Raw genomic sequence first — 25,909 nt, 5'->3', positions numbered from 1 at the left:
TGTTATACTGCCGCCCCGTTTCGTCGCCGGGCTGGCCGTGGGCCGGCGCGCTGACGCGAGACGGGCAGACTGGACAGGATCGTCCGGCCACCCGTTTTTTCCTTCCTGGTTCAGCCGCGAGCGCGGCGAAGCGTCAATCCGTATGGCACGGGTTCGCGGCCAGCAGGAAGAGTCATTCAAGGAGCCCTTGTCGCAAGACAAGGGCTCCTGCTTTATGGGTGCCATAACAACAATACTCACCACACAGCGACAGATTTCAGGATTGGTATGGAAAATCAAGCAGTTAAAGATTCTCACCAGGGGGCAGCCTCCCTTCGCCGCTGGCTGGAGCCGGTATTGGTGCTGGTTATCCTCGGCAGCCTGTTTGGCTACCTCGGCAGCCAGATGGGCCTCTCCGCCCTGGTCAACACCCTGTTCAACACCGCCCACCAGCTGTTGCTCAATACTGTGCTCTTCATCATGGGCATTACCGTGCTGTCTGGCGCGCTCAGCCAGCTGCTCAGCGAGTTCGGGGTGATCCGCCTGCTGGAGGTGCTGCTGGCACCGCTGATGAAACCGGTGTTCCGGCTGCCGGGGCGCACCGCATTGGCGGCCCTGATGACCTTCTTCTCCGACAACCCGGCGGTGATCAGCCTCGCCAAGGACAGCCGCTTTCGCAAGGGCTTCACCCCCTGGCAGCTGGTGTCGCTCACCAACTTCGGCACTGCCTTCGGCATGGGACTGATCGTGGTGACCTTCATGGCCACCCTGCAACTGCCGGGCGGCGAGTCCACCGCCAGCGCGGCGCTGATCGGCCTGCTCGGCGCTCTCATCGGCTCCGTGGTGTCGACCCGGCTGATGCAGCGGATGATCCGCCCGCTGGTGGGGGAGACCCCGATCACCGACGAGGTGGCGAGCGTGGGGGCCAAACCGGGTCTGAGCCAGGAAGCCGCCCCGACCTGGCTGCGGGTGCTCAACGCCCTGCTGGACGGTGGCAAGTCCGGAGTGGAGCTGGGGATGGCGGTGATCCCGGGGGTGCTCATCATCAGCACCTTCGTGATGCTGCTGACCTTCGGCCCTGGCGAGCAGGGCTACAGCGGTGAGGCTTTCCAGGGGGTAGCGCTGCTGCCGGTGCTGGCGGCCAAGGTGGGCTGGCTGTTCGAGCTGCTGTTCGGCTTCACCCACGCCGAGCTGGTGGCCTTCCCGGTCACCTCGCTGGGGGCGGTCGGGGCCGCTATGTCGCTGGTGCCCCCCTTCATCGGCAAGGGCTGGATCACCGGCAACGAGGTGGCGGTGTTCACCGCCATGGGCATGTGCTGGAGTGGCTTCTTGAGCACCCACACCGCCATGCTGGATGCGCTCGGCTATCGCCATCTCACCTCCCGTGCCATCGTGGCCCACACCATCGGCGGCCTGTGCGCCGGAGTGGCGGCTCACCAGCTCTATCTTTGGCTGGGTTGAGCCATCAAGCAGCAAAAGGGCGCCTCGGCGCCCTTTTGCTTGCGTGGTCGTTCGGCGGCCTCACAGGTTGCCGGGTCTGGGGATGGGGATGCCGAGCAGGAAGTTGTCCATCATGCCGACCATGCGGCCCAGCTCCGGTTTGGTGATGGTGTCGTTGGCGCCCAGCTGCAGCGCCTTGTGGCGGTTGTCATCGCTCATCAGCGACGAGAACATGACGATGGGGGTGGTCTTGAAGGCGGGGGTATCGCGCAGCCGCTTGAGCAGGTGCATGCCATCCATGCGGGGCATCTCCACGTCGGTGATGATGCCGCTGACGAACTCGGCCACCGGGATCTTCTCCTCCTGCGACAGGCGATCGAACTCCATCAGCATTTCCAGCCCGTCGCCCCCGTCCTTGGCGGTCACCACGTTGTAGCCCGCAGTGCGCAGGGTGGTCTCGATCATCTTGCGGATGAAGGCGGAGTCGTCCACCACCAAAATGGTTTTGGCCTGGCGCATGGCCATCATGCGATCGTCGATGATGACCTTGCGATCCTGGGTCACATCGTACTTCTCCATGCTGAGCTCTGGGTTGATGTCGGCGATGATCTTCTCAAAGTCGAGGATCATGATGAGGTTGCCGTCGCGCCTGACCACGGCCACCACGCAGTCATTCTCGCCCGCCTCCAGGAACTGGCTGGGGGACTCCACATCCTCCCAGGAGACCCGGTGGATCCTGCTGACGCTGTCGATGAGGAAGCCGTTTGCCATCTTGTTGAAGTCGGTGACGATGACCACCTTGTTGCTGTTGTCCGGGTTGGTGCGGATGCCGAGCCAGCCGGCCAGATCCACCAGCGGGATCAGCCGTTCGCGCAGGGAGAAGACCCCCACCATGTGGCGCTGGGCATTGGGGTAGTCGGTGGTCTCTGGCACCCGGATCACCTCGCGCACCTTGGCGACGTTGATGCCGTAATAGGCTATTTTCTCGCGGCCATCGGGTAGCTGCTTCTTGAGGTGGAATTCGATGATCTCGAGCTCGTTGGTGCCGCTCTCGGTCAGGATGGATTTACGCTCTTCCCCGTCTTTGGACATCATGGTCACTCTCGTGCTTCTGGTTGCGCTGGCAGCACCCGCTGCGGTTTTCCCTCAGTATAGGAATGGATCCGCCGACGACGGCGGGATCCACACAAGATCGCCTCCATAACCGCTTGATCCCGCAGGCTGGAAGGCGCGTATCAGCCTATCAGGAAAAGCGCGGGGCGATGGAGAAGGCCATCACACTCGCCACAAGGGGGCTCGTCATGGAAGAGAGTGTTGTGGTGATCGGCGCTGGCGGAGGGCTGGGAAGCGCCTTGGTCGAACACTGGCTGGCGGCGGGCGCCGCGCCCGTCATCGCCGTCAGTCGCCAGCCGCAACCGGCGGGGCTCAACAGCAGCAAGCTGCACTGGCTGCGCTGCGATTACAGTGATGAACAGCTGGCAGAGGTGGTGGCCCGCATCGGCGAGCTGGCGCCGAGGCCGCGCTGGCTGGTGATCTGCAACGGCCTGCTGCAACAGGGCGGCATCCGGCCGGAGAAGCGGCTCGAGGCGCTCAACCTCGAGGCCATGACCCAGCTCTACCAGACCAACGCCCTGCTGCCGCTGCGCTGGATCAGCCAGCTGCTGCCGTTGCTGGGGTCGAGCCCCTGTACCCTGGCGGTGCTCAGTGCCCGGGTCGGCAGCATCGGCGACAACCGCGCCGGGGGCTGGTATGGGTATCGCGCCGCCAAGGCGGCTCTCAACATGTTGCTCAAGTGTGCCGCCATCGAGCTCGCCAGACGGGCGCCTGGCGTCAAGTTGCTGGCGTTCCATCCGGGCACGGTGGATACCCAGCTCTCGCGACCATTTCACGGCAACCTGGCCGCCGACAGCCTGCACAGCCCGCAACGGGCTGCCGCGCATCTGGTGACGCTGATGGCGCGGCTGACAGCGGATGGCGAGCTGAGCTACCTCGACTGGCGAGGCGAGCCTATCGAGTGGTAGCGGGCGGCAGCAGCCGGGCCAGCAGGCTGCGCAGCGCCTTGATGACCGCTGGCTTGCCAGCCAGTTGCAGCCTGGCCGCCAGTGCTCCCCAGTCGGCATATTGCCAGATGGTGGCGATCAGCAGTTGCCGCTCGGCGGGGTCAAGCTGCGCCAGTTGTGTCAGGTTGCCCGCCAGCCAGCGCTGCAGGCTGGGCTGGCACAGCTCGAACGGCTTGTGATGGTGGGCAAAGCAGGCCAGCTCATCCTGATCAAAGCCATCGAGCCCGCTCGAGCTGGCCTCACCATCTTGCAGGCACTGCCACACCAGCTCGGATTCAAGATTTTTCAGCTCGCCCGCCAGCAGGGTGGGCAGCTGGCGCACGAAACGCTGGTGCCAGCCGGCCAGCTCGGCGGTGCGGGCCGGTTGCAGCGCCTTGAGCAGCAGGGCGGCGTGGCTGCCGCTGGCGGCATCTCGCTGCAGGCCGATGCGCAGCACCCTGAGCCCGGCCTTGCGCCAGAATGGCAACAAGTCGGCGCTGGCCGAGAAGGCGGAGCCCAGATAGTCGAGCCCTGCCGCCTGATAATGCTGTTCGAGGTGGGCCAGCAGGAGCGACCCCAGCCCATGGCGATGGAGCGTCGGATGAATGGCGATGCGCATCACCCGGGCATAGCTGCGTGCGCCTGCGGTTTTGAAGCCGGCGTGCGCCAGCAGCGACTGGGGCAGCAGATGGCCGCGCGGACGGCGCCGCCCGGCCCAGATCGCCTCGGCCAGCTCGTCTGCTATCTTTCCTTCTCGGGCCACCAGCGCCACCCCGAGCAGATGTTGACCCTGCTCCAGCAGGTGGATGTCGAGGGCCGGGCTCTCCAGCAGGTAACGCAGGTCGCTCGGCGTGGTCTGGTAGTGGGCCAGCACCAGCAGGCCGAACACCCGATGGAGCAGCCCCTCATCGGCAGCCAGTGCATCCTGTTCTAGCCGGCGCCAGCCAGGCTGGGTGGGCGCTGGCGGCGTCTCGACCTCGGCATTGAGGCCAAGCAGCCGGAACACCAGCGGCTCCAGCGGATCCCGGCTGCTCCAGCGGATCGGCTCGGCCAGGTGGATCTCCTGCCAGCCGGGCGTCTCGCGATCGAGTACCCGCTTGAAGCGCAGGTGAAAACCGCGCCCGGTGCCCTCGTAGCCGTGCTCTGTGGTGGCGAAGACGATGCGGCCGTGCCGGGCCAGCATGGCTTCCAGCAGCGGGGTCGGAATGGCGGCCGCTTCGTCCACCAGCAGCAGATCGGGTTGCAGCGGTTCGTGCACCAGCCGATCCGGCGAGCAGTAGCTGAGCCTTGCCAGCAGCTGTGGCGCGTCTTCAAGGGCACGGGCGGCGTGGGCAAACAGGGTGGCGACCGTGGCCTGGGAGGGCGCCGTCACCACGATCTGCAGATCGGGTTGCTGGCGCAGCAGCTCGGCGGCGGCCAGCCCCAGCAGGCTGCTCTTGCCGCGGCCCCGATCCGCGCTCAACACCAGCGGGCGGCGGCGGTGACCGTGCAACACCTTGTGGATGGCGGGCAGGGCGTGCGCCTGATCACAGCTCCATGGCTGCGCTGGCCCAACCGGCTGCCACGGGGTCGTCGTGGCTGGTGGGATCAGATCGAGGGCAGGGTCACCCGCCAGCAGCCGCACCAGCCTAGCGAGAAAGCCGTGACCCGCCAGCACCATGTCCTCCGGTTGTGCCACCAGCCGTACCCGGTCTGGATCCGGCCAGGCTGGCCATTGGGTCCGCGGCGGGGTCAGCAACAGCAGCAGACCGCCTGCCCGCAAGGTGCCCGCCAGCGCCCCGAATGCGTCGGGGTGAAAACCGCTGAAAGTATTAAACACAAGCGTGTCGCACTCCTGACCGAGCCGCTGCAACGCCTTGGCTGCCGGTTGCGGGTGGTGCTCGCTCGGGCCGTCCCCCAGCCAGTAGCTGACGCCGCTTAGCAGCACCTCGGCTCGGGCGATGCAATCGGCCTCGTCACCTTCCAGCCAGATCAGCCGCCGTTCGCCGGTGCGGGTCAGCGCCTGGCGCAACTCGTCGAGCGCAGCCGGCATCATGAGGCGGTGCTGTCGGCCGGTTTGCGGGGCTCGAACATGCGATCCCCCATCTGGTCGATGAAGGTGTGCGCCTTCTGCACCATGAAGCGCTCCGCATCGGCGGGGTTGGCAAACAGATCGGAACGGATGAAGCGGTGGGTCTGCAGCACGCCATCCAGCTCCTTGGTGATGCGGCCAGCCAGTCGATACTGACCCCCTTCGGCCATGGGCTCGGGATAGATGAGGTAGCCGGCGTATTCGGTGGGAGTGACTTCGGCGACCGCAGCGGGCTGGCCGCCAAACAGGGCAGTGAACAGTTTCTTGAGCATGATGTTTCCCTCAGTGACAGGGCATTGTCACCAAGGGGTTGATGGCTGGCAAGCGGGGGATCTTATTACCAATCGTTATTTGCACTACGAACCATTCTCATTTAGATTTCATGGCAATCCAGCATGAGGTAAACACTATGTACGTCTGTTTGTGCCGCGGCATCACAGATTCCCAGATCCGCAAGGCGGTACAGGCAGGCAAGACCGAGTTTCGCCAGCTCAAGCAGTCGCTCGAAGTGGGTGCCCAGTGTGGCAAATGTGTGCGCATGACCATGGAGATCATCGCCGCCGAACTCGACAAGGCCGAGCTGGAACAGGCGCCGCTCTACTACGAGGTGGCCTGAGCAGGGCCTGTCGCCGGTTAAACCGGCCCGTCTTTTCAATCCCTTCCCGCAGGCGAGCTGGCTCGCCGGACCTTTTGTTGTCACTTTTCTGGACTAAGCTCTAAGGATCTCAGCCTCAGGCACGAACCAAGGAGCACTGTCGATGAAAGGAGATCCCAAGATCATTGCCCACCTCAACAAGGTGCTGGCCAATGAGCTGATAGCCATCAACCAATACTTTCTGCATGCCCGCATCTACGATGACTGGGGCCTCAAGGCGCTCGGGCACAAGGAGTATCACGAGTCCATCGATGAGATGAAACACGCCGACGAGCTGGTCAAGCGGGTGCTGTTTCTGGAAGGGCTGCCCAACTTGCAGGATCTGGGCAAGCTGCGCATCGGCGAGACGGTGGAGGAGATGCTGCGCTGCGACCTGTCGCTGGAGATGGATGCCATCCCGGATCTGAAGGTCGCCATCGCCTACGCCGAGTCGGTGCAGGATTACATCAGCCGCGACCTGTTCCAGGAGATCCTGGAAGACGAGGAGGAGCACGTGGACTGGCTGGAGACCCAGCTCGATCTCATCGATCGCATCGGGCTGGAGAACTATCAGCAGTCCCAGCTGCATCACGGCGGCTCCTGAATAGTTATGGCATGAAAAAACGATTTAAAAACCCGCTTCGGCGGGTTTTTTAATGTCTGGCTGCATAGCTTTTCATGAGGCTTATCATCATGAAAAGTAAGCTTATTTTTGTTAATCAGGTCGCAAAAAAGTACGCGGGAGAGATGCACTATTGGAACCCCTTATTGGGGACAAACAATAACAACGGTTAAAGGACTACACCATGCACTTCTTGCCCAACAAGCTGGCGCTGGCTTGCGCCATCGCACTCTCGCTCGCTGCCTGCAATGACAACAGCTCCAACGCCCCGGCGGATCCCGCCGCCACCAAGGCCTCTCTGATGCAAACCATGGACGAGGCCCTGCGCGAAGGCCAGGCGCTGGACCCCTACGGTTTTGCCATCGATGCCGCCAGTATCGCCAAGCGCAAGGCCCTCGACAGTTCCCTGCTCAAACGGCTGGATGCCCTGGACTCGAGCGTGCTGAGCGAACGGGACCGGTTGTTCTACGACATGATACGCTGGGATCTGCAGATCAACCTGGCGGGTTACGATCTGCCCCAGTCCCAGATCCCGATCCATCACTTCCGCAACCGGGTGGTGGATCTGGCCGATGAGGTGGGGGCCGCCCCGGCCAGCGGCAGGGCAACCCGCACCGTCGAGCGCGGCTTCGACTACTTCGAGCAGAGCTCGGCCGAGCGGGTTGCGCCGGGGGATGCCGCCTGGCGGCGCGATATCGATCGCCCGGCCGCAGCCCCGGTTCCGGTGAGCAAGGCGAGGGCCGCTACCGCGCCACTGGCCTGGTATCAGGAGCACCTCACCTGGCTCAAGGCCTATGACGGCTACCTTGCCGAGGTGAAGCACCAGTTCGAACTGGGCAGCGCCCAGGGCAACACCTTGCCGGACGAGCTGGTGGACCGGCTGCTGGCCCAGCTCAACAGCAAGCTGGATGGGGAGGCGATCGCCGGCGCCTATCTCGGCTGGCAGCAACTGCCGGGAGAGGCGGATGAGGCGCTGCGCAGCGAGTACAAGGGGGTGCTGGACAGCATCAACGGCCGCTATCTGGCGCTGCGCGACTACCTGGATTACCAGCACGGCGGCGCCTATGCGGTGCGCCTTGGCAGCGGCGAGTGCGACGACGGTTTCTGCGGCATGACCAACGGGCGCGACTGGTATCGCTGGCTGCTCAAGAAGCACACCACTACCGACATGACGCCGGAGCAGGTGCATGCGCTGGGGCTGAGCGAGGTGGAGCGGATCTTTGGCGCCATGGTCAAGGTGTGCCATACCGTCGGCAAGTGTGACAGCGACGACGTGACCCAGAGCAAGCAGAGCGGCCAGATCTACGCCTTCTTCCGCTATCTGAACGAGCCGGCCTTCTTCTATCAGAACCCGCTGGCGGTCTGGTCGGCCGGCCTCAACCCGGACAATGCAGCCGGGGCGACCCTGAGCGGGCCGCAGCAACAGGCGCTGGCCGAACACGAGCGGGCACTGCAGGAGTACAACGCCTTCAAGAGCAAGGCTGCGCTGGTGCTGCCGGACTTCTTCGATGCCGAGCGTACCATTCCCAAGCTGGATTACGAGGTGGTGCCCGTCTCCTATGCGGATGCGCCATACGGCGGGGTGGCCTGGTATCAGGACGGCAACCCGCAGACGGGCCGCAAGGGGCAGTTCTTCCTCAACACCTACTACCCCTATGGTCTGCAGAGCTGGAACATCAGCACCCTGCTGGCCCACGAGGCGGCGCCGGGCCACCACTTCCAGATCACCATCGCCCAGGAGTTGGCCGCCAAGGATCCCGACTTCCCGCAGTACGTGGCGAACGCCTCCTACACCGCCTATGCGGAGGGCTGGGCGCTCTACACCGAATACCTGGCGGATCACGACATGGGGCTCTATCAGGGGCGTGGTCTCTATGATCCGGCGGTGGGGGACGTGAAGGTCGAGGGCTCGTCCGCTTTCAACAACCAGCTGCAGTACTTCGGCCGCCTCAACGAAGAGATGCTGAGGGCCATGCGGCTGGTGGTGGATACCGGCATTCACTGGTATGGCTGGAGCCACGACCAGGCCGTCAACTACATGAAGGAGAACTCGGCGCTGGGGGCGGGGGACATCAGCTCCGAGGTGCCGCGCTACATGGCCTACACCGGCCAGGCGACCTCCTACAAGGCAGGCCAGCTGGCGCTGATCCGGATGCGGGAGTCGGCCGAGCAGGCGCTGGGCACAGGCTTTGACCTCAAGGCGTTCCACCACCATGTGCTGGAATACGGCATGCTGCCCATCTCGGTGCTGGAGCAGAAGAACAAGCAGTGGATTGAACAGTCGAAGTGATCACAGTTACGGCGCCCGGCAAGGCAACGGGCGCCGCTTTCGATTAGGATACGGCTCTATTCAAACAACACTGCTACGGATGATGTCCATGGAACAGATCGCCCGTGAGATGGCGGCCCACAAGCGAGTGGCGCTGGTGGCTCACGACAACATGAAGACCCCCCTGCTGAACTGGGTGATGCGGCGCAAGGAGGAGTTGAAGCTCCACCACCTCTACGCCACCGGCACCACCGGCACCATGCTCGGCAAGCAGGCACAACTGCCGATCACCTGTCTCTTCTCCGGCCCCATGGGGGGCGACCAGCAGCTCGGCGCCCTGATCGCCGAGGGCAAGATCGATGTGCTGATCTTCTTCTGGGATCCCCTCAATGCGGTGCCCCATGATCCGGACGTGAAGGCCTTGCTGCGCCTCGCGGCAGTCTGGAACATCCCGGTCGCCACCAACGAGGCGACCGCCGATTTCATCATGGACAGCCCCCACATGCGCCAGGCGTTCAGCGTGCAGATCCCGGACTACGCCGGCTATCTCAAGGCCAGAACCCAGTAACGGGGCAGAAACGACAGAGCCGGCCAAGGGGCCGGCTCTTTTTATTGGCGGGAACGAAGATCAGCGCTGGAAGCTTTTCTGCGCGAACTTGGGTCTGGCATTCATGATCTGCTCCACCTGCTCGTCGCTCATCTTGCCGCGCGATAACCCCAGCACCTTGTAGGTGAGCAGCGGCCGGGCCGGCAGGGCGATCATCAGGGCGCGGATCTGGTTCTCGTCCTCTTTCTCGCGCACCGGTTTGCCATAGGCATAGGTCAGTACGCCGGCATCCATCAGGTTTTTGACGGCAGGCTCGGTGATCGGCAAGTTTATGACGCTTTTGCGCTGCAGCACGAACTCGCGCAGTACCGCCTTCTCGTTGAAGTCGAGAAAGGAGATCATCTGGGCCAACTGATCCTGCTGGCGGCGGGACTGCCACTCGTCGCAGGCCCACTCCCAGGCGATCAGGAAGCCCTGACTGCAGAAGTAGGAGATGGCGATCAGCATGCCGACGCCGAGCCAGGCGGCGTGTGTGGCGGCCCACTGGCTGACGGCCCCCTTCATCAAACCGGCCGGAAACAGCAGGATGATGCTGCAGCAGAGCAGCAGCCAGACCATCAGCCAGTTGAGGCGGTTCAGTTGATAGAAATGTTGGATCCACCGTTTCATCGTTCACCCTTCCCAAATCAGTGTGGACAGTAGTCATCTCATAGCAAACGGTGTGCCAAGGAGAAGCATTCAGCGGCAGGGGAGTGGATCCGGACGGCAAAGATGGTGGATAGGGCGGTTACATTCCCTTACAACTTGTTGAGCGAATGATCATTAGTTTGCCTTGTGAGGCGGCGCTCAACTTGGTAAAAAGCCCGCACTGTCATAGGGGAGTAGCAACCCGCCCGTGATCCGGGCAGGGCTCATGTCAACATTCTTGGATCCTCAGATCCATGGCATGGGCGGCGATGGCATCCATCGCTCTGCAAGACCTTTGGCCTCGATATGCAAGCCAGCCGGGCGAGCCGTATCGGGTCCATTGGTTGTTCTGCTCGCCTGGCGGTTACTCATCATGCTGATCACCCTGCTGTTATTTCTGCTCTCTGCCGTCACCATCTATCTGGCCTGCGAATATTTCGTCAACGGCATCGAATGGACCGGCCACCACTTCAAGTTTTCCCAGAGCGCCACCGGCTCCCTGCTGGCGGCCCTCGGCACGGCCCTGCCCGAATGCATCGTTACCCTGACCGCATTGCTGATGGGGGATGCCCCCTCTCAGCAGCAGATCGGGATAGGCGCCGCCCTCGGCGGTCCGCTGGTACTCTCCACCATTGGTTATGCCGCCGTCGGCGTGACCCTGCTGTTGTGCATGAGCCGCGAGCACAGGGCCATCGATGGCGAGGTGCAGCGCGAGATAGGCCGCGATCAGGCCTGGTTCGTCGGCATCTTCCTGGTGGCGGTCGCCCTCGGCATGGTGGCCTTCACCGGTAAAACCTGGCTGGCCCCGCTGTTCGTGCTGGTGTATCTGGTCTATGTGCGGCGCGAGCTGAAACAGACCGACAGCCACGAGGTCGAGTTGCCAGAGCCCCTCAAGCTGGATCCGGGTGCCGAGATCCCGGCGCTCGGCAAGGTGCTGCTGCAAACCCTGGTGGCGCTGGTGGTGGTGGCGCTGGCGGCCCAGCTGTTCGTTCACCAGCTGGAGAGCATGGGCGAGCTGTTCGGCCTCTCGCCGGTGCTGGCAGCCCTGTTGCTGAGCCCGGTGGCGACCGAGATGCCCGAGCTGATGAACGTGCTGATCTGGGTGCGGCAGGGCAAGCACCGGCTGGCGCTGGCCAATATCTCGGGGGCCATGATGATCCAGGGCACCATTCCCAAGGCGTTCTGCCTGTTGTTCACCCCCTGGCTGCTGGACAGCACCATGATGGTTTCCTCGCTGGTGACGCTGCTGGCGGTTGTGCTGTTGTGGTGGGGGTTCAGTCGGGAGCGGATGACGGCGAGCAGGCTAGCCTGGGTGGGGCTGATCTATCTTGGCTTCTGCGGCTGGCTGATGGCGAACTGAGGCACCAGCCACATCGCATGCAAAAGGGCGGGATCATGTCCCGCCCTTGTTGTTGTCATCATCCCTTGCCGGCCGATGCCGGCAAGGAGGTCAGAACTGCTGGAACCAGCGCTGGATCTGGGCCGGATCCTTGCTCTGGGTGAGCGAGAGCATCAACAGGATCCGCGCTTTTTGCGGGTTGAGGGTCTCGGCGGCGACGAAGCCGTATTTGGCGTCATCGATCTCGGCATCCAGAGTGGTGGAGCCGGTCGGTACGCGGGCAGAGCGCACGACGCGGATACCATCCTTGCTCGCCTTGGCCAGGGTGTCGAACAGGGTGTGGTAGAGGTTGCCGTTGCCCACCCCGGCGCTGACGATGCCGTCGAACTTGGCATCCACCATCGCCTTGGCCGGCAGATCGGTGGCGTTGGCGTAGCTGTAGACGATGCCGACCTGCGGCAGCTTGTCGAGCTTGCTCACGTCAAACGGGGTCTTGCTGGTGTGCAGGCGGGCCGGGCTGCGCTGATAGTCGATCTTGCCGTTGTGGATGTAGCCGAGCGGGCCGAAGTTGGGGGAGGCGAAGGTCTGCACCCCTGTGGTGTTGGTCTTGGTGACGTCGCGGGCATCGAGCACGGTGTCGTTCATCGCCACCATGACGCCACGCCCCTTGGAGGCGGGGTCAGAGGCGGTCACCACGGCGTTGTAGAGGTTCATCGGACCGTCGGCGCTCATGGCGGTGGAGGGACGCATGGCGCCGACCAGCACTACCGGCTTGTCGCTCTTGACGGTCAGGTTGAGGAAGTAGGCGGTCTCTTCCATGGTGTCGGTGCCGTGGGTGATGACGATGCCGTCCACGTCATCCTTGGCCAGCAGCTCGTTGACCCGCTTGGCCAGCTTGAGCCACACCTCGTCGTTCATGTCCTGGGAGCCGATCTTGACCACCTGCTCGCCCTGCACGTCGGCCACGTTCTTCATCTCGGGCACGGCGGCGATCAGGGTCTCGATGGCCACCTTGCCCGCTTCATAGTTGGATTGGGTGGCGGACTGTCCCGCACCGGCTATGGTGCCACCGGTCGCCAGGATATGAACCTGCGGCAGGGCCATGGCCAGGGGGAGAGGGTCAGGCCAACGACGGCGGCGAGCAGGGTCTTGCGGATCGGGAGAGTCATGCAGCAAATCCTTCTGAGGTGAGAAAAATTGCAGCAAGTTTGCGCTTTCTGTCGCCGGGGTTTGTGATGACTCTCACCAAAAAACAGCTGGGTACAGAATTTTAACCTGTTTTATACCTATATGGAGATAATTTAACTCGCCGAAAAGCCCTTGGCTTCGATCAGGGCGATCAGCTCGGCCTTGCTCAGTTCGCTCTCGATGACGGCCTTGCTGCTGGCAAAGTCGACGCTGGCGGTGCTGACGGCAGGCTGGGCCAGCAGGGCTTTTTGCAGGCTGGCGGCGCAGCCACCGCAGGACATGCCGGAGACGGTGAGTTCGATGGTCATGGGATATCTCCTCTGTTGATAGGCAGTCAGCGTAAAGCTGCCGCCCGCGGCAAGGTCAAGGGGGTGATGAGGGAGTGAGGGCCAGCACGTTTGCTGCTGGCTAGCCCATCAGTCCCAGGTAGTTCATCAGGGCTGCGCCCAGGCTGGTGCTGACCAGCGAACCCAGCGTAGTGGTGGCGATGATGTTGGCTGCCAGCACGCTGTCGCCCCCCATGGCGCGGGTCATCACATAGCTGGCTGCGGCGGTGGGGGTGGAGCTGATGAGAAACAGGATGCCAAGTGCCTGCGGGCTGAAGCCCAGCGCCCAGGCCCCCATCACCAGCAGCACCGGGATGCAGAACAGCCGGTTGACGGTGGCCCAGCCGGTCAGCAGGGCGCCCCCGCGCAGGGCTTTGAGATTGAGGCTGGCACCGGTGCAGAGCAGGGCCAGCGGCAGGGTCATGTTGGCAAAGTAGTTACCGGTGGTGATCACCAGCTGGGGCAGCTCTATGCCCAGCAGGCCGAAGGGCAGGGCGGACAGAATGGCGATGATGAGAGGGTTTTTGGCGATCCCCTTGAGGATCGGCTTGATCCCCTTGCTGCCCCCCAGACTGCGGGTCAGGGTGATCACCGCGAGCACGTTGTAGAGCACGGTGACCGAGCCCACCAGCAGGGCGGCGGCGCCGATCCCCTCGGCGCCGTAGGCGTTCTGTACATAGGCCAGCCCCATGATCCCCATGTTGCCGCGAAAGCTGCCCTGCACGAAGATGCCGCGCTGGCGTCGCTCGGGGATGAAGCGGGCCGCCAGCAGCTCCAGCACCAGAAAGCCGGTGAGGGTGCCGAGCAGGCCGTAGAGGATGAGCCAGGGGCTCGGCATGGTGGAAAAGTCGGTGCGCACCATGCTGAGGAACAGCAGGGCGGGCAGGGTGACCTGGAACACCAGGCGGGAGGCGGACTCGACAAAGCTGTCGGGCAACAGACCCAGCTGCTTGAGCCAGATGCCGAGCAGCAGCACCACGCAGATGGGGCCCGTGATGGAGAGGGAGAAGTGCAGACTTGCCAACAGATCCATAATACGCGTCCTGTGCGATGGCGAATGGCACGGCGTTCGCCGGGGCCAAAGGGGCATTCTAACGCCATGGGCTTGTATTCACAGGGGTTAATCACAACAATGTGGGCAATTCCACCGCCGAGCCCCTGTGAGCCACTTCATGGACAAAAAACTGACCATCCTCGATATCGCCCGACTCAGTGGTGTCGGCAAGTCGACCGTCTCCCGGGTGCTCAATCAGGATCCCAAGGTGAAGCAGGCGACCCGCGATCGGGTGGAGCAGATCATCGCCGAACACGGCTTCGTGCCGAGCAAGTCGGCGCGAGCCATGCGCAGCCAGAGCCAGCAGGTGGTGGGGATCATCGTCTCGCGGCTCGACTCCAGCTCGGAAAACCAGGCGGTGCGCGGCATGCTGGAGACCCTCTACCAGCGCGGTTACGACGCCGTGCTTATGGAGAGCAAGTTCTCCCCCGCCAAGGTGCAGGAGCATCTGGCGGTGCTGGAGCGGCGCGGGGTGGATGGCATCATCCTGTTCGCCTTCAACGACCTGGACTATGCCGCCATGGCGCCGCTCAGGGAGAAGCTGGTGCTGGTGGCCCGCGATCACCCCGGCTTCTCCTCGGTCTGTTTTGACGATGCCGGTGCAGTGCACACCATGCTGGACCAGCTCGCCGCCCGCGGCATTCGCGATATCGCCTACCTGGGGGTGGATACAACCGACCTCACCACCGGACAGCGCCGGCTCGACGCCTACCTCGACTACTGTGTTGAGCAGGGGCTGGCGGCGCGCAGCGCCCTCGGCGATCTCAGCCTGCAGAGTGGCTACCGGCTGGCGGGGGAGCTGCTCACCCCGACTACCGGCGCTCTGGTCTGCGCCAGCGACACCCTCGCCATCGGCGCGGCGAAGTACCTGCAGGAGCAGGGGCGCAGCGAGGTGCTGGTGACCGGCCTTGGCAACAACCCCATGCTCAGCTTTCTCTTCCCCAACGCCCTCAGCCTGGATCTCGGCTACAAGGGGGCGGGCGAGCAGGCGGCCCGTCAGCTGCTCGGCCAGATCGAGCAGGATCTGCCCCCGCTGGCGACCATAGCCCCCAGCCACCCGCTGTGATTGCCATCACCTAGTCCTGCACAAAAACTGTGCTTTTTGTGAGCTCGGCCACGAAATGGGAACGTTCCCATTTTGATCTGGCCAGATTGTCGGCATGCTAAATGGGAAAGATACCAAAAACGCTCGGGCCCACTGACTGGCCCAAAAGGGCGACGCAGACCAATATCAATGGAGTCACAGAGGGAAGACTCATGTCCAAGATCAACGCACAACACCTGGCCACGCTCATCGACAAGATCGGTGGCAAGGAGAACATCGCCACCGTCAGCCACTGCCTGACCCGGCTGCGCTTCGTCCTCAACGATCCGGCCAAGGCCGACAGCAAAGCCATCGAAACCATCCCGGCGGTGAAGGGGAGCTTCACCCAGGGCGGCCAGTTTCAGGTGGTCATCGGCAACGAGGTGGAGCAGTGGTACAAGGCGCTGACCGAAGAGATCGGCGTCAGCGGCGGCAGCAAGGAGGCCGCCAAGCAGGCGGCGCGCCAGAACATGAATCCGCTGGAGCGGGGCATCTCCCATCTGGCGGAGATCTTCGTGCCGCTGCTGCCCGCCATCATTACCGGCGGTCTGATCCTGGGCTTTCGCAACGTCATCGGCGACATCAAGATGTTCGACGATGGCACTCACACCCTCACCGAGATCAGCCAGTTCTGGGCTCAGGTGCATGCCTTCCTCTGGCTGCTGGGCGAGGCGATCTTCCACTTCCTGCCGGTGGGCGTCTGCTGGTCTGCGGTCAAGAAGATGGGTGGCTCCGAGATCCTGGGTATCGTGCTCGGTATCACCCTGGTCTCCCCGCAACTGATGAACGCCTACGGCATCGGTCAGCAGACCCCAGAGGTGTGGGACTTCGGCCTGTTCGTCATCCAGAAGGTGGGTTATCAGGCCCAGGTCATTCCGGCCCTGCTGGCGGGGGTATTCCTGGCCTGGGTGGAGACCAACCTCAAGCGCATCATTCCGGCCTATCTCTATCTGGTGATCGTCCCCTTCATCTCCCTGCTGCTGGCGGTGATCGTGGCCCACGCCTTTATCGGTCCGTTCGGTCGCTGGCTGGGTGACGGCGTCGGCTTTGCCGCCAAGGCCGCCATGACAGGTTCGTTTGCTCCCATCGGAGCCGCCCTGTTCGGCTTCCTCTATGCGCCGCTGGTCATCACCGGCATCCACCACACCACCAACGCGGTGGATCTGCAGCTGATGCAGAGCATGGGTGGTACCCCGATCTGGCCGCTGATCGCCCTCTCCAACATCGCCCAGGCGTCTGCGGTCGTCGGCATCATTCTGATCAGCCGCAAGGAGAACGAGCGGGAGATCTCGGTGCCTGCCGCCATCTCCGCCTACCTTGGGGTGACCGAGCCGGCCATGTACGGTATCAACCTCAAGTACAAGTTCCCCATGCTGTGCGCCATGGTGGGCTCCAGCCTCGCAGCCCTCATCTGCGGTTTCGCCGGGGTGATGGCCAACGGCATCGGGGTAGGGGGCCTGCCGGGCATCCTCTCCATCCAGCCGCAATACTGGGCCGTTTATTCCCTCGCCATGCTGGTTGCCATCGTAGTGCCTGTGGTGCTGACCCTGCTGGTCTACAAGCGCCAGCAGGCGGCCGGCAAGCTGGCCCAGGCCAGCGCCTGATCCCACGCATCAGGGCGACCCGCAGGGGTCGCCCTCTCCCTTTTTCATTCGAGACAAGAGCAAGACCCATGAGCCAAACACCCTGGTGGCAGAGCGCCGTGATTTACCAGATTTACCCCAAGAGCTTTCAGGATTCCGCTGCCCGTGGCACCGGCGATCTCAAGGGGATCATGGCCCGCCTCGACTATCTCAAGACCCTCGGTGTCGATGCCCTCTGGCTGACTCCGGTTTACGTTTCCCCGCAGGTGGACAACGGCTACGACATCGCTGACTACCTTGCCATCGACCCCGCCTACGGCACCATGGCCGACTTCGAGGCGCTGCTGGCTGCCGCCCACGCGCGCGACATCCGCATCGTGATGGATATCGTGGTGAACCACACCTCCACCGAGCACGCCTGGTTCAAGTCGGCGCTGGGGGATAAAAACAGCCCCTACCGCGACTACTACATCTGGCGCGATCCGGTGGATGGCGGTGTGCCCAACAACTGGCAATCCAAATTTGGCGGCAGCGCCTGGGAGCTCGATGAGCTCACCGGTCAGTACTACCTGCACCTGTTTGCCCGCGAGCAGGCGGATCTCAACTGGGAAAACCCGGCGGTACGTGCCGAGGTGAAAAACATCATCCACTTCTGGGCCAAGAAGGGGGTGGATGGGTTCCGGCTCGACGTCATCAACCTCATCTCCAAGGATCAGGCGTTCCCGAACGACGAGGTGGGCGATGGCCGCCGCTTCTACACCGACGGGCCGCGCATCCACGAATTTTTGCAGGACGTGAGCCGCGACGTCTTCGCCCCGGTCGGTGCCATGACGGTGGGGGAGATGTCCTCTACTTCGCTGGAGGATTGCCAGCGCTACGGCGCGTTGGATGGCTCCGAGCTCTCCATGGTGTTCAACTTCCACCACCTCAAGGTGGATTACCCCAACGGCGACAAGTGGACCAAGGCGCCGTTCGATTTCCTCGAGCTCAAGCGCATCTTCAACCACTGGCAGAGCGGCATGCACGGCAAGGGGTGGTCGGCGCTGTTCTGGTGCAACCACGATCAGCCGCGCATCGTCTCCCGCTTCGGTGACGAGGGCGAGCATAGGGTGGTGGCCGCCAAGATGCTGGCCAGCACGCTGCACGGTTTGCAGGGCACTCCCTACATCTATCAGGGGGAGGAGATCGGCATGACCAACCCCGGTTATCAGCACATCGATGACTACCAGGATGTGGAGAGCCGCAACATCTTCGCCATCAAGCAGGCTGAAGGGATGAGCGAGGCCGAGATCCTGGCCATTCTCGGCGCCAAGTCCCGCGACAACTCGCGCACCCCGATGCAGTGGAGCGCCGCCCCCAACGCCGGCTTCACCAGCGGAACGCCCTGGCTCAAGCCCGCCGCCAACTACCCGGTGATCAACGCCGAGGCGGCGCTGGCCGACCAGAGCTCGGTGTTCTGGCACTACCGGGATCTGATCCGCCTGCGCAAGACTCATCCCATCTTCACCCAGGGGGATTATCAGGAGCTGCTGGCAGGGCACCCGCAGATCTGGGCCTATGCCCGCCGTGCCAACGGCCAGACATTGCTGGTGGTGAGCAACTTCTACGGCGAGCCGGCCACCTTCGCCCTGCCGGACGAGCTGGCCACCGGCAAGGGGCGCCTGCTGCTGGGCAACTACCCCGATAGCCCGGCCCGGCCGCAGTCCTGTATGCTGCGCCCTTATGAATCCCTGATCTGGCTGGTGGAGTAGACGATGAGCGAGGTGATGACAAAGACGGCGGTGCGCGGCGTGGAGTGGCAGAAGATGGTAGCAGGGGCGCCTTATGATGCAGGCGACCCTGAACTGAAAGCGGCGCGCGAGCGTTGCCGCAGGCTCTATCACACCTTCAACACCAGCTGGCAGGAGAAACCGGCGCGGGATGCCCTGCTCCATGAACTACTGGGCGGCCGTGGCCAAGCGTGCGCCATCAACCCGCCGTTCTTTTGCGACTATGGTGCCAACATCTTCGTGGGGGAGAACTTCTACGCCAACGTGGGCTGCACCATCCTCGATGTGTGCGAGGTGCACATCGGCGACAACGTGCTGCTGGCGCCCGGGGTGCAGATTTACACCGCCGCTCACCCGGTGGCGGTGGCGCCGCGCATCAAGGGGGTGGAGTTCGGCAAGCCGGTACGGATCGGCCACAACGTCTGGATCGGTGGCAGCGTCGTCATCTGCCCCGGCGTCACCATAGGGGACAACAGCGTCATCGGCGCGGGTTCGGTGGTGACCAAGGATGTGCCGGCAGGTGTGGTGGCGGCCGGCAACCCGTGCAAGGTGTTGCGGCCGATGACGGCGGAGGAGCTGGCGGCGGTCTGACCCAGCCGGGGCGGGCAATCCCGCCCCGGTTGACCTCTGGCGCCGCGTTCAAGGCGCCATCCTTCATCGCATTTCTTCCCAAGGACGTGCCGGCCCGACCCGGCAGCCGTTCTCACCTCAGGCAGGCAGCAAGGCTCCGCAGCGTTTGTGCTGTTTCATGACCACCAGGGTCTTGAAGCTGCGCACCTGCTCCCTGGCATGCAGCACCCGCCGGGTAAACAGGTCGTAGCTCTGCATGTCCCGTGCGGCGACCTGCAGCACGAAGTCCTGCTCCCCCGTGACGTACCAGAGGTCCATGACCTCCGGCTCCCCTTGCAAGCTGGCAATCATCTCATCGACGATGCGGCCGTGATCCCGCTCCAGCGTCACGAGCACCAGCATGGTGATGGGCCAGCCCATGGTGGCCGGTGCCACCAGTGCCACTTCCCGTTCGATGAGTTCTGCCTCCCGCAGCGCCCGCACGCGGCGGTAACAGGCCGGCGCCGAGAGGCCGACCCGGTGGGCCAGCTCGGGGATCGGCAGGCGGGCATCCTGCTGCAGTTCGGCGAGGATGAGCAGATCGAATTTGTCGGTCATGGGAAGAGAGATAAAAATTATCGAATAGGGCCAGTTTTAGACCGAAATTACGGCCGTCGCCAGATATATTTTACTTCTCATTGTCTGCTCAGGTTTGAACAAGATGCCGCCGAACACCACTGCTTTCTCCTCCCTGCTGGCGGTCATCCTCGCCATGCTGTCGATTACCCTCGGCGCCTCGCTGGCCAAGTCCCTGTTTCCCCTGATCGGGGCTGCCGGTACCACCTTGTTCCGACTGGGATGCGCCGCCCTGCTCCTCTCGCTGGTGTTTCGGATCTGGCGAATGCCCTTCGATCGACGCACCCTGCTGGGGGCCATCCCCTATGGGCTGTCGCTGGGAGCAATGAATCTGCTCTTCTATCTGGCGATCGAGCGGATCCCCCTCGGCGTGGCACTGGCCATCGAGTTCATCGGCCCCTTGACGGTGGCGCTGCTCGGCTCGCGCCATCGGGCAGACTTCCTCTGGCTAGCGCTGGCCATCGTCGGCCTGCTGTTATTGCTGCCGCTGCGGGCGGCCGAACAGACCCTCGATCCCCTGGGGGCGGCGTTGGCGCTCGGGGCCGGGGTGTTCTGGGGGCTCTATATGCTGACCGGCAAGCGTGCCGGTGCCCTGCTGGGGGCGCAGGCACCGGCTCTGGGCATGTGGGTGGGAGCCTTGCTGGTGCTGCCCTTCGGCCTCGGTGGTGCGAGCGAGGCCACCTTCACCCTGCCCGTGGTGCTGACTATCGTGGGGGTAGGGCTGCTCTCCAGCGCGATCCCTTACTCCCTCGAGATGTTTGCCCTGCGCCGGCTGCCGCTCAAGAGCTACGGCATTCTGACCAGCGGTGAACCCGCCATGGGGGCCCTGATGGGGTTGCTGTTGCTGGGGGAACAGTTGCCCCCGGCCCAGTGGCTAGGGATAGCGGCGATCATCGTCGCCTCCATGGGTACCACCTGGCAGGGCGGGCGCCGGCGCACTGAGCCGGCGTGATCTGCCGGGCCCGTACGGCAGCCGAATTATCCTCATGACCTCGCCGGTGGGGGTCTGCTCTTCGCTGAACCCGGGATGTACAGCCACTTCAGATTTTTTGAACATCTAGGCCAGTTTATCTCGCTAACAATGGCGAGCCTGGATGTTTAATATTCACTCAACGCTTAGGCAGGAACGCCAAGCGGCCAAATAACTGGTCGTTCAAGGCTGTGGCACTCTCAAACAGGGTGCCGGATGTCGGTGAAAGAACAACACACTATTTGAATAACCTCTTGCAAGGATGCATTGATTCGGGCCCGTCGGCCCAGGCAATGACATAAAAACCAAGAGAGTGAATGAACATGAAAAACGTAATCAAGATGCTGGCCGTTGCAGGCCTGATGACCGCAGGTTTCGCCCAGGCTTCCGTTCCGGCTGACTTCAACGCCGCCCCGGGCGTGCTGTTTGTGAACTGGCACGCGACCGCCGCCGTCGAAGGCAAGGCCAACCCCATGCTAGAAGTGCGTGACGAGTCTGGCGACGTGGTTGCCTCCGTCCATGCCAACCTGATGGGCACCCAGCAAGTGCAGATCCCGAGCCGCACCCAGGGCAACCTGACCGTGAGCCTGGGTGATCAGAGCAGCGACTACCGCATCCCGTTCGGTATCGGCAGCGGCAAGCAGCGCTAAGCCGACGACGCCCTGGCGCGATGGCCGCAGACCGCACCGGTTTGACCGATACTGTCCCCGGCCATGATCGCCACAGTGGCGTGAAGATGCAGAGTGCTCAGAGAGAAGGCCCCGCCATGCGGGGCCTTCTGCTTTTCGTGTTCGGTTGGCCGGGTCTCACAGCTTGAGCATGATGTGGCGCGGCACCGTGTAGTCCTCCAGCGCGTAGAGGGAGAGATCCTTGCCGTAGCCGGACATCTTCATGCCGCCGTGGGGCATCTCGGAGGTGAGCATGAAGTGGGTGTTGATCCAGGTGCAGCCGTACTGCAGGTGGCTGGCCACCTTGCTGGCAAGGCCGAGATCCCGGGTCCAGACCGAGCTGGCGAGGCCGTAGTCCGAGTCGTTGGCCCACTGTACCACCTGCTCGGCGTCGCTGAAGCGGGTCACCGACACCACCGGGCCGAACACCTCCCGGCGCACGATTTCATCCTCCTGGCGGGCATGGGCGATCAGGGTCGGCTCGAAGAAGAAGCCGTTGCCTGGGCGGATCTTGCCCCCCGCCGTCACCTCCACGTGACCGCTGCTCTGGGCCCGCTCCACGAAGCTGGCCACCCGGTTGCGCTGCCGGTCCGAGATGAGCGGCCCCATCTCCACCCCCTCCTCGCGCGGACCGCCCACCTTGATGGAGGCGACCGCCTCGGTCATGGCGGCGACAAACTTGTCGTAGATCTTGCCCTGGGCATAGATGCGGCAGGCGGCGGTGCAATCCTGGCCGGCGTTGTAGAAGCCGAAGGTGCGAATGCCGGCCACCACGGCCTCCAGGTCTGCATCGTCGAAGATGATGACCGGTGCCTTGCCCCCCAGCTCCAGGTGGGTTCGCTTCATGGTGCGGGCGGCGCTCTGCAGGATCTTCTGGCCGGTGGCGATGTCACCGGTGAGCGACACCATGCGCACCAGCGGGTGCTCCACCAGCGGCGCCCCCACGCTCTCGCCCCGGCCACAGACGATGTTGATGACGCCGCGCGGGAAGAGCTCGCTGGCGAGCTCCGCCAGGCGCAGGGCGGTGAGCGGGGTCTGCTCGGAGGGTTTGAGCACCACCGTATTGCCGGCGGCGAGTACGGGAGCCATCTTCCAGGCCGCCATCATCAGCGGATAGTTCCAGGGGGCGATACTGCCCACCACCCCGATGGGGTCACGGCGGATCATGCTGGTGTGCCCCTCGATGTACTCCCCGGCGAGTGGCCCCTGCAGGCAGCGGGCCGCGCCAGCGAAGAAGCGGAAGCAGTCCACCACCGCCGGCAGCTCGTCATTGAGCACCGCCAGATAGGGCTTGCCGCAGTTGAGGGATTCGAGCGCCGCAAACTCCTCGGCGTGGCGCTCGATGGCGTCGGCCAGGCGCAGCAGCAGGGTACTGCGCTGGGCCGGGGTAGTGCGGCTCCACTGGGCGAAGGCGCGCTGGGCGCCGTTCACCGCCCGGTTCACCTGCTCGAAAGAGGCTTCTGGCACCGAAGCGAGAAGTTCCCCGGTGGCCGGGTTGAGGATGGGCTCGGCCTGGCCGTCACCGGTGACGAACTGACCGTCGATCAAGAGTTGGGTAGAGAGTTTCATGGTTGCATCCTTGCGCACGCGTTGAGTCGTTATTTGCCACTGCCGGCGACGTCCTGGCCGTCGCGGGTGAGGTAGTAGGCAAGCAGAATGGGAATGGTGGTGAAGGCCACTATGATGAGCGCCACCACGTTGGTGACCGGCCTGTCCCGTGGCCGGATCAGCTCCTGATACATCCAGATCGGCAGCGTGGTCTGCTGGCCAGCGGTGAAGGTGGTGACGATCACCTCGTCAAAGCTGAGGGCGAACGCCAGCATGCCCCCCGCCAGCAGCGCGGTGGCGAGGTTGGGCAGGATCACGTAGCGCAGGGTCTGGAAGCCGTCGGCCCCGAGATCCATCGACGCCTCGATGAGGCTCTGGTTGGTACGGCGAAAGCGCGCCAGGGCATTGTTGTAGACCACCACCACGCAGAAGGTGGCGTGACCGATGACGATGGTCCAGAAGCTGAAGGGGATCTCCATCACTCCATAGGCGGAGCGCAGCGCGATGCCGGTGACGATACCGGGCAGGGCGATGGGCAGCACCAGCAAGAGTGACACTACCTCCTGGCCGAAGAAGCGGCTGCGGGCGATGGCCCCCGCCGCCAGGGTGCCAAGTACCATGGCGGCCAGCGTCGCCAGCCCAGCTACCTCCAGCGACAGCTGGATGGCGCGCCACACGTCGGGGCGGTTGAGGGTCACCTCGAACCACTTGAGGGTGAGCCCGGGCGGCGGGAACTGGTAGCTCTTGCTCTCGCTGGTGAAGGCGTAGAGGAAGATGAACAGGATCGGAAAGTGCAGGAACAACAGGCCGCCGATGGCCGCGTACTTGAGCAGGCCGGAGGGCTGGCTGCCATGGTCCCGTTTCATGGAGGTATTAGAGCGCATCGAAGGCCCCCAAGCGTTTCGCGATGGTGAGGTAGATGGCGATGATGAGGATCGGCACCAGCGAGAAGGCGGCGGCGAAGGGCAGGTTGCCCGCCGTCCCCTGCTGCATGTAGACCACCTGACCTATGTACATGGTGGAGTTGCCTATGATGCCGGGGATGATGTAGTCACCCAGCGTCAGGGAGAAGGTGAAGATGGAGCCCGCCACCACGCCGGGCAGGGCCAGCGGCAGGATCAGGGTGCGAAAGGTCTGGGCCGGGGTGGCGCCGAGATCGCCGCTCGCCTCAAGCAGGGAGCGCGGGATCCGCTCCACCGCCGCCTGGATGGGCAGGATCATGAAGGGCAGCCAGACGTAGACGAACACGATGAAGGTGCCGATGCGGGAGAACGAGAGCGACGGCCCGCCGATCACCGGCAGCGAGAGGATGGCGTCCAGCAGCCAGTCCAGTCCCAGGGTGTCTGCCAGCCAGCTGATGACCCCCTCCTTGGCCAGGATCAGCTTCCAGGCGTAGACCCGCACCAGATAACTGGACCAGAGCGGCAGCATGATGCCGACGTAGAACAGGGCCCGGGTCTTGCCGCTGGTGTAGCGCGCCATGTAGTAGGCCACCGGAAAGCCGAGCAGGGCGCAGGCCAGGGTTACCAGCAGCGACATGCCGACGGTGCGCAGGATCACGTCCAGGTTCTCCGCTCGCAGCAGGGCGACGAAGTTCTGCAGCCCCAGCTCGTGGCGGATCTGGCCGCTGAACTCGTCCAGCCCGAAGAAGGCGTTGGAGAGCAGCATCAGCAGGGAGCCGACATAGATGATGCCAAGCCACAGCAGGGGCGGCCCGAGCAGAATGGCCAGCAACAGACCCGGCCGCCCGTAGAGCAGGGTGGAGAGGCGCCGCAGCGGCCGATAGGAGAGGGGGGCAGTGGGTTGGCTCATGGCAAGGCTCGCACTGTGGGGGGCGCTCATGGTTGAGCTCCCAGGGGGGCGGTGTGCAGGCGATGGATCGCCTGCTCCGGCCAGCTGAGGCTGACCCGGGCGCCACGGGGCAGGCGGGCCTGGCCCTCGTTGGGGTAGTTGACGATAAGCTCGAGCTGCTCGCCAAGATCGACCCGGTAGCGCACGAAGGGGCCGAGGTACTCCACCTCGCGCACCTCCCCTGACCAGCCCGGCGAGCCGGCCTCGGCGAGCCGGATCCGCTCCGGGCGCACCATCATCTGGCGAGCATCACCGCACAGCCGGCGGGCCTGCTCCCCCTCGAACAGGTTGACGGTGCCGACGAAGCGGGCGACGAAGGGGGTGGCGGGGGCGTCGTAGATGGTATCCGGCGCGGCAATCTGCTCGATCTTGCCCTGATTGAAGATGCAGATGCGGTCGCTCATGGAGAGCGCCTCCTGCTGGTCGTGGGTGACGAAGATGAAGGTGATGCCGAGCTGGCGCTGCAAGGCTTTCAGTTCGAGTTGCATCTGCTCGCGCAGCTTGAGGTCGAGCGCCCCGAGCGGTTCGTCCAGCAGCAGGATGCGTGGCTGGTTGATCAGCGCCCGGGCGATGGCGATGCGCTGGCGCTGGCCGCCGGAGAGCTGGCCCGGCTTGCGGTTGCCGACGCCGGGCAGGCGCACCAGCTCCAGCATCTCGTCCACCTTGCGGTAGCGTTCCGCCTTGGCGACCCCCTTGAGCATCAGGCCGTAGCCGATGTTGTCGCGCACATCCATGTTGGGAAACAGGGCGTAGTCCTGAAACACGGTATTGAGGTTGCGATCGTAGGGGGGGACGGTGGAGCAGGGCTCGCCGAACAGCCGGATCTCCCCCTCGCTCGGGTATTCGAAACCCGCAATCATCCGCAGGCAGGTGGTCTTGCCAGAACCGCTCGGCCCCAGCAGGGTGAAAAACTCGCCGGCCGGGATCTGGAAGGAGATGTCGTCGACCGCCTTCACCTCGCCATAGTGGCGGCTGACCCGGTCAAATTGTACGGCATTCATGGGACGTCCTTGTCTGTGTGGGAAGCGGGCCGGACTCCTGTCCGGCCCCATATCG

At 63.9% G+C, this 25,909-nt stretch carries 24 protein-coding genes, 1 pseudogene and 1 riboswitch; of the genes and pseudogenes, 13 read left to right on the top strand and 12 right to left on the bottom strand.

Features of this window, described 5'->3' with window-relative positions; genetic code table 11:
* Nucleotides 1-267 precede the first annotated feature (267 nt).
* Nucleotides 268-1,440 (top strand): nucleoside recognition domain-containing protein, encoded by a 1,173-nt coding sequence (locus tag E5E96_RS04680; RefSeq protein ID WP_029302089.1) that lies wholly within the window; start codon nucleotides 268-270, stop codon nucleotides 1,438-1,440.
* Between the two features lie 60 nt (nucleotides 1,441-1,500).
* Here the strand turns inward: E5E96_RS04680 and E5E96_RS04675 are convergent, their stop codons facing one another.
* Entirely contained in the window at nucleotides 1,501-2,514 is a 1,014-nt protein-coding gene (locus E5E96_RS04675; RefSeq protein WP_011707542.1) for a chemotaxis protein, read from the bottom strand.
* 206 nt (nucleotides 2,515-2,720) lie between these two features.
* On the opposite strand from E5E96_RS04675, the gene E5E96_RS04670 reads away from it, so the two are divergent.
* Entirely contained in the window at nucleotides 2,721-3,440 is a 720-nt protein-coding gene (locus tag E5E96_RS04670; protein ID WP_171281648.1) for an SDR family NAD(P)-dependent oxidoreductase, read from the top strand.
* Here E5E96_RS04670 and E5E96_RS04665 read toward each other — a convergent pair.
* Together E5E96_RS04665 and E5E96_RS04660 are read right to left on the bottom strand one after the other, a co-directional pair.
* Nucleotides 3,427-5,493 carry a tRNA(Met) cytidine acetyltransferase TmcA gene (locus E5E96_RS04665; protein ID WP_171281647.1) on the bottom strand — a complete coding sequence of 689 codons (2,067 nt, stop codon included), beginning with the start codon at nucleotides 5,491-5,493 and terminating at the stop codon, nucleotides 3,427-3,429. The two genes, E5E96_RS04670 and E5E96_RS04665, sit on opposite strands and share 14 nt — an antisense overlap.
* A complete protein-coding gene (locus tag E5E96_RS04660; protein WP_011707539.1) occupies nucleotides 5,490-5,801 on the bottom strand; it encodes an HlyU family transcriptional regulator in 312 nt (103 codons plus the stop codon). The genes E5E96_RS04665 and E5E96_RS04660 overlap by 4 nt, the downstream gene beginning before the upstream one ends.
* A gap of 137 nt (nucleotides 5,802-5,938) precedes the next feature.
* Here E5E96_RS04660 and E5E96_RS04655 point away from each other — a divergent pair, with 137 nt between their 5' ends.
* The 4 genes from E5E96_RS04655 (at nucleotide 5,939) to E5E96_RS04640 (ending at nucleotide 9,622) form a co-directional block, all read left to right on the top strand.
* Nucleotides 5,939-6,145 (top strand): bacterioferritin-associated ferredoxin, encoded by a 207-nt coding sequence (locus E5E96_RS04655; RefSeq protein WP_016352142.1) that lies wholly within the window; start codon nucleotides 5,939-5,941, stop codon nucleotides 6,143-6,145.
* 142 nt (nucleotides 6,146-6,287) lie between these two features.
* Nucleotides 6,288-6,767 carry a bacterioferritin gene (gene bfr / locus E5E96_RS04650; protein ID WP_011707537.1) on the top strand — a complete coding sequence of 160 codons (480 nt, stop codon included), beginning with the start codon at nucleotides 6,288-6,290 and terminating at the stop codon, nucleotides 6,765-6,767.
* Between the two features lie 202 nt (nucleotides 6,768-6,969).
* Nucleotides 6,970-9,075 (top strand): DUF885 family protein, encoded by a 2,106-nt coding sequence (locus tag E5E96_RS04645; protein WP_171281646.1) that lies wholly within the window; start codon nucleotides 6,970-6,972, stop codon nucleotides 9,073-9,075.
* Between the two features lie 88 nt (nucleotides 9,076-9,163).
* Nucleotides 9,164-9,622 carry a methylglyoxal synthase gene (locus E5E96_RS04640; RefSeq protein WP_010635987.1) on the top strand — a complete coding sequence of 153 codons (459 nt, stop codon included), beginning with the start codon at nucleotides 9,164-9,166 and terminating at the stop codon, nucleotides 9,620-9,622.
* Between the two features lie 60 nt (nucleotides 9,623-9,682).
* Here the strand turns inward: E5E96_RS04640 and E5E96_RS04635 are convergent, their stop codons facing one another.
* Nucleotides 9,683-10,270 (bottom strand): superinfection exclusion B family protein, encoded by a 588-nt coding sequence (locus E5E96_RS04635; RefSeq protein ID WP_010635988.1) that lies wholly within the window; start codon nucleotides 10,268-10,270, stop codon nucleotides 9,683-9,685.
* A 195-nt stretch (nucleotides 10,271-10,465) separates the two neighbouring features.
* A riboswitch (yybP-ykoY riboswitch) is annotated at nucleotides 10,466-10,572 on the top strand.
* Nucleotides 10,573-10,661: 89 nt separating this feature from the next.
* Between E5E96_RS04635 and E5E96_RS04630 the strand changes: the two genes are divergently transcribed.
* Nucleotides 10,662-11,648, top strand: coding sequence for a sodium:calcium antiporter (locus E5E96_RS04630; RefSeq protein WP_253264704.1), 987 nt, complete (start codon nucleotides 10,662-10,664; stop codon nucleotides 11,646-11,648).
* 90 nt (nucleotides 11,649-11,738) lie between these two features.
* Here E5E96_RS04630 and ansB read toward each other — a convergent pair.
* The 3 genes and pseudogenes from ansB to E5E96_RS04615 form a co-directional block, all read right to left on the bottom strand.
* Nucleotides 11,739-12,796: pseudogene (ansB, locus tag E5E96_RS04625) on the bottom strand (L-asparaginase 2).
* A 132-nt stretch (nucleotides 12,797-12,928) separates the two neighbouring features.
* Entirely contained in the window at nucleotides 12,929-13,123 is a 195-nt protein-coding gene (locus tag E5E96_RS04620) for a heavy-metal-associated domain-containing protein (protein WP_011707532.1), read from the bottom strand.
* A 100-nt stretch (nucleotides 13,124-13,223) separates the two neighbouring features.
* Nucleotides 13,224-14,174: an AEC family transporter gene (locus tag E5E96_RS04615; protein ID WP_171281644.1), complete on the bottom strand. Its 951-nt coding sequence runs from the start codon at nucleotides 14,172-14,174 to the stop codon at nucleotides 13,224-13,226.
* Between the two features lie 139 nt (nucleotides 14,175-14,313).
* Between E5E96_RS04615 and treR the strand changes: the two genes are divergently transcribed.
* The 4 genes from treR to E5E96_RS04595 all read left to right on the top strand — a co-directional run bounded on the left by treR (nucleotide 14,314) and on the right by E5E96_RS04595 (nucleotide 19,222).
* Nucleotides 14,314-15,261 (top strand): trehalose operon repressor TreR, encoded by a 948-nt coding sequence (gene treR, locus E5E96_RS04610; protein ID WP_171281643.1) that lies wholly within the window; start codon nucleotides 14,314-14,316, stop codon nucleotides 15,259-15,261.
* A 191-nt stretch (nucleotides 15,262-15,452) separates the two neighbouring features.
* A complete protein-coding gene (treB, locus tag E5E96_RS04605) occupies nucleotides 15,453-16,883 on the top strand; it encodes a PTS trehalose transporter subunit IIBC (protein ID WP_016352136.1) in 1,431 nt (476 codons plus the stop codon).
* A gap of 68 nt (nucleotides 16,884-16,951) precedes the next feature.
* Entirely contained in the window at nucleotides 16,952-18,613 is a 1,662-nt protein-coding gene (treC, locus tag E5E96_RS04600; RefSeq protein ID WP_171281642.1) for an alpha,alpha-phosphotrehalase, read from the top strand.
* 3 nt (nucleotides 18,614-18,616) lie between these two features.
* Nucleotides 18,617-19,222: a sugar O-acetyltransferase gene (locus E5E96_RS04595; RefSeq protein ID WP_171281641.1), complete on the top strand. Its 606-nt coding sequence runs from the start codon at nucleotides 18,617-18,619 to the stop codon at nucleotides 19,220-19,222.
* Nucleotides 19,223-19,339: 117 nt separating this feature from the next.
* Here the strand turns inward: E5E96_RS04595 and E5E96_RS04590 are convergent, their stop codons facing one another.
* Complete coding sequence (locus tag E5E96_RS04590) at nucleotides 19,340-19,798, bottom strand: Lrp/AsnC family transcriptional regulator (protein ID WP_016352133.1); 459 nt, start codon at nucleotides 19,796-19,798, stop codon at nucleotides 19,340-19,342.
* Nucleotides 19,799-19,901: 103 nt separating this feature from the next.
* Between E5E96_RS04590 and E5E96_RS04585 the strand changes: the two genes are divergently transcribed.
* Nucleotides 19,902-20,768, top strand: coding sequence for a DMT family transporter (locus E5E96_RS04585; RefSeq protein ID WP_050490575.1), 867 nt, complete (start codon nucleotides 19,902-19,904; stop codon nucleotides 20,766-20,768).
* Nucleotides 20,769-21,103: 335 nt separating this feature from the next.
* Nucleotides 21,104-21,436 carry a hypothetical protein gene (locus E5E96_RS04580; RefSeq protein ID WP_016352131.1) on the top strand — a complete coding sequence of 111 codons (333 nt, stop codon included), beginning with the start codon at nucleotides 21,104-21,106 and terminating at the stop codon, nucleotides 21,434-21,436.
* A gap of 156 nt (nucleotides 21,437-21,592) precedes the next feature.
* On the opposite strand, the gene E5E96_RS04575 is transcribed toward E5E96_RS04580, so the two are convergent.
* Genes E5E96_RS04575 through E5E96_RS04560 form a run of 4 tightly spaced genes read right to left on the bottom strand, consistent with a single transcriptional unit; the run spans nucleotide 21,593 to nucleotide 25,854 of the window.
* The gene (locus E5E96_RS04575) at nucleotides 21,593-23,023 is read right to left on the bottom strand and encodes a gamma-aminobutyraldehyde dehydrogenase (RefSeq protein WP_139703977.1); all 1,431 of its coding nucleotides are present in this window, start codon (nucleotides 23,021-23,023) and stop codon (nucleotides 21,593-21,595) included.
* 29 nt (nucleotides 23,024-23,052) lie between these two features.
* Nucleotides 23,053-23,868, bottom strand: a complete 816-nt coding sequence (locus E5E96_RS04570) for an ABC transporter permease (RefSeq protein WP_019840685.1) — start codon at nucleotides 23,866-23,868, stop codon at nucleotides 23,053-23,055.
* Nucleotides 23,869-23,875: 7 nt separating this feature from the next.
* On the bottom strand, nucleotides 23,876-24,844 hold the full coding sequence (locus tag E5E96_RS04565; protein WP_024944801.1) for an ABC transporter permease: 969 nt from the start codon (nucleotides 24,842-24,844) through the stop codon (nucleotides 23,876-23,878).
* Nucleotides 24,841-25,854, bottom strand: coding sequence for an ABC transporter ATP-binding protein (locus E5E96_RS04560; RefSeq protein ID WP_171281640.1), 1,014 nt, complete (start codon nucleotides 25,852-25,854; stop codon nucleotides 24,841-24,843). Before E5E96_RS04560 ends, E5E96_RS04565 begins: the two co-directional genes overlap by 4 nt.
* Nucleotides 25,855-25,909 lie beyond the last annotated feature (55 nt).

It is taken from the genome of Aeromonas sp. 1805 (assembly GCF_013085525.1).
Taxonomy (GTDB): Bacteria; Pseudomonadota; Gammaproteobacteria; order Enterobacterales; family Aeromonadaceae; genus Aeromonas; species Aeromonas hydrophila.
The sequence above is the reverse complement of the archived record's forward strand: the minus strand, read 5'-3'. Positions and strand labels throughout refer to the sequence as shown.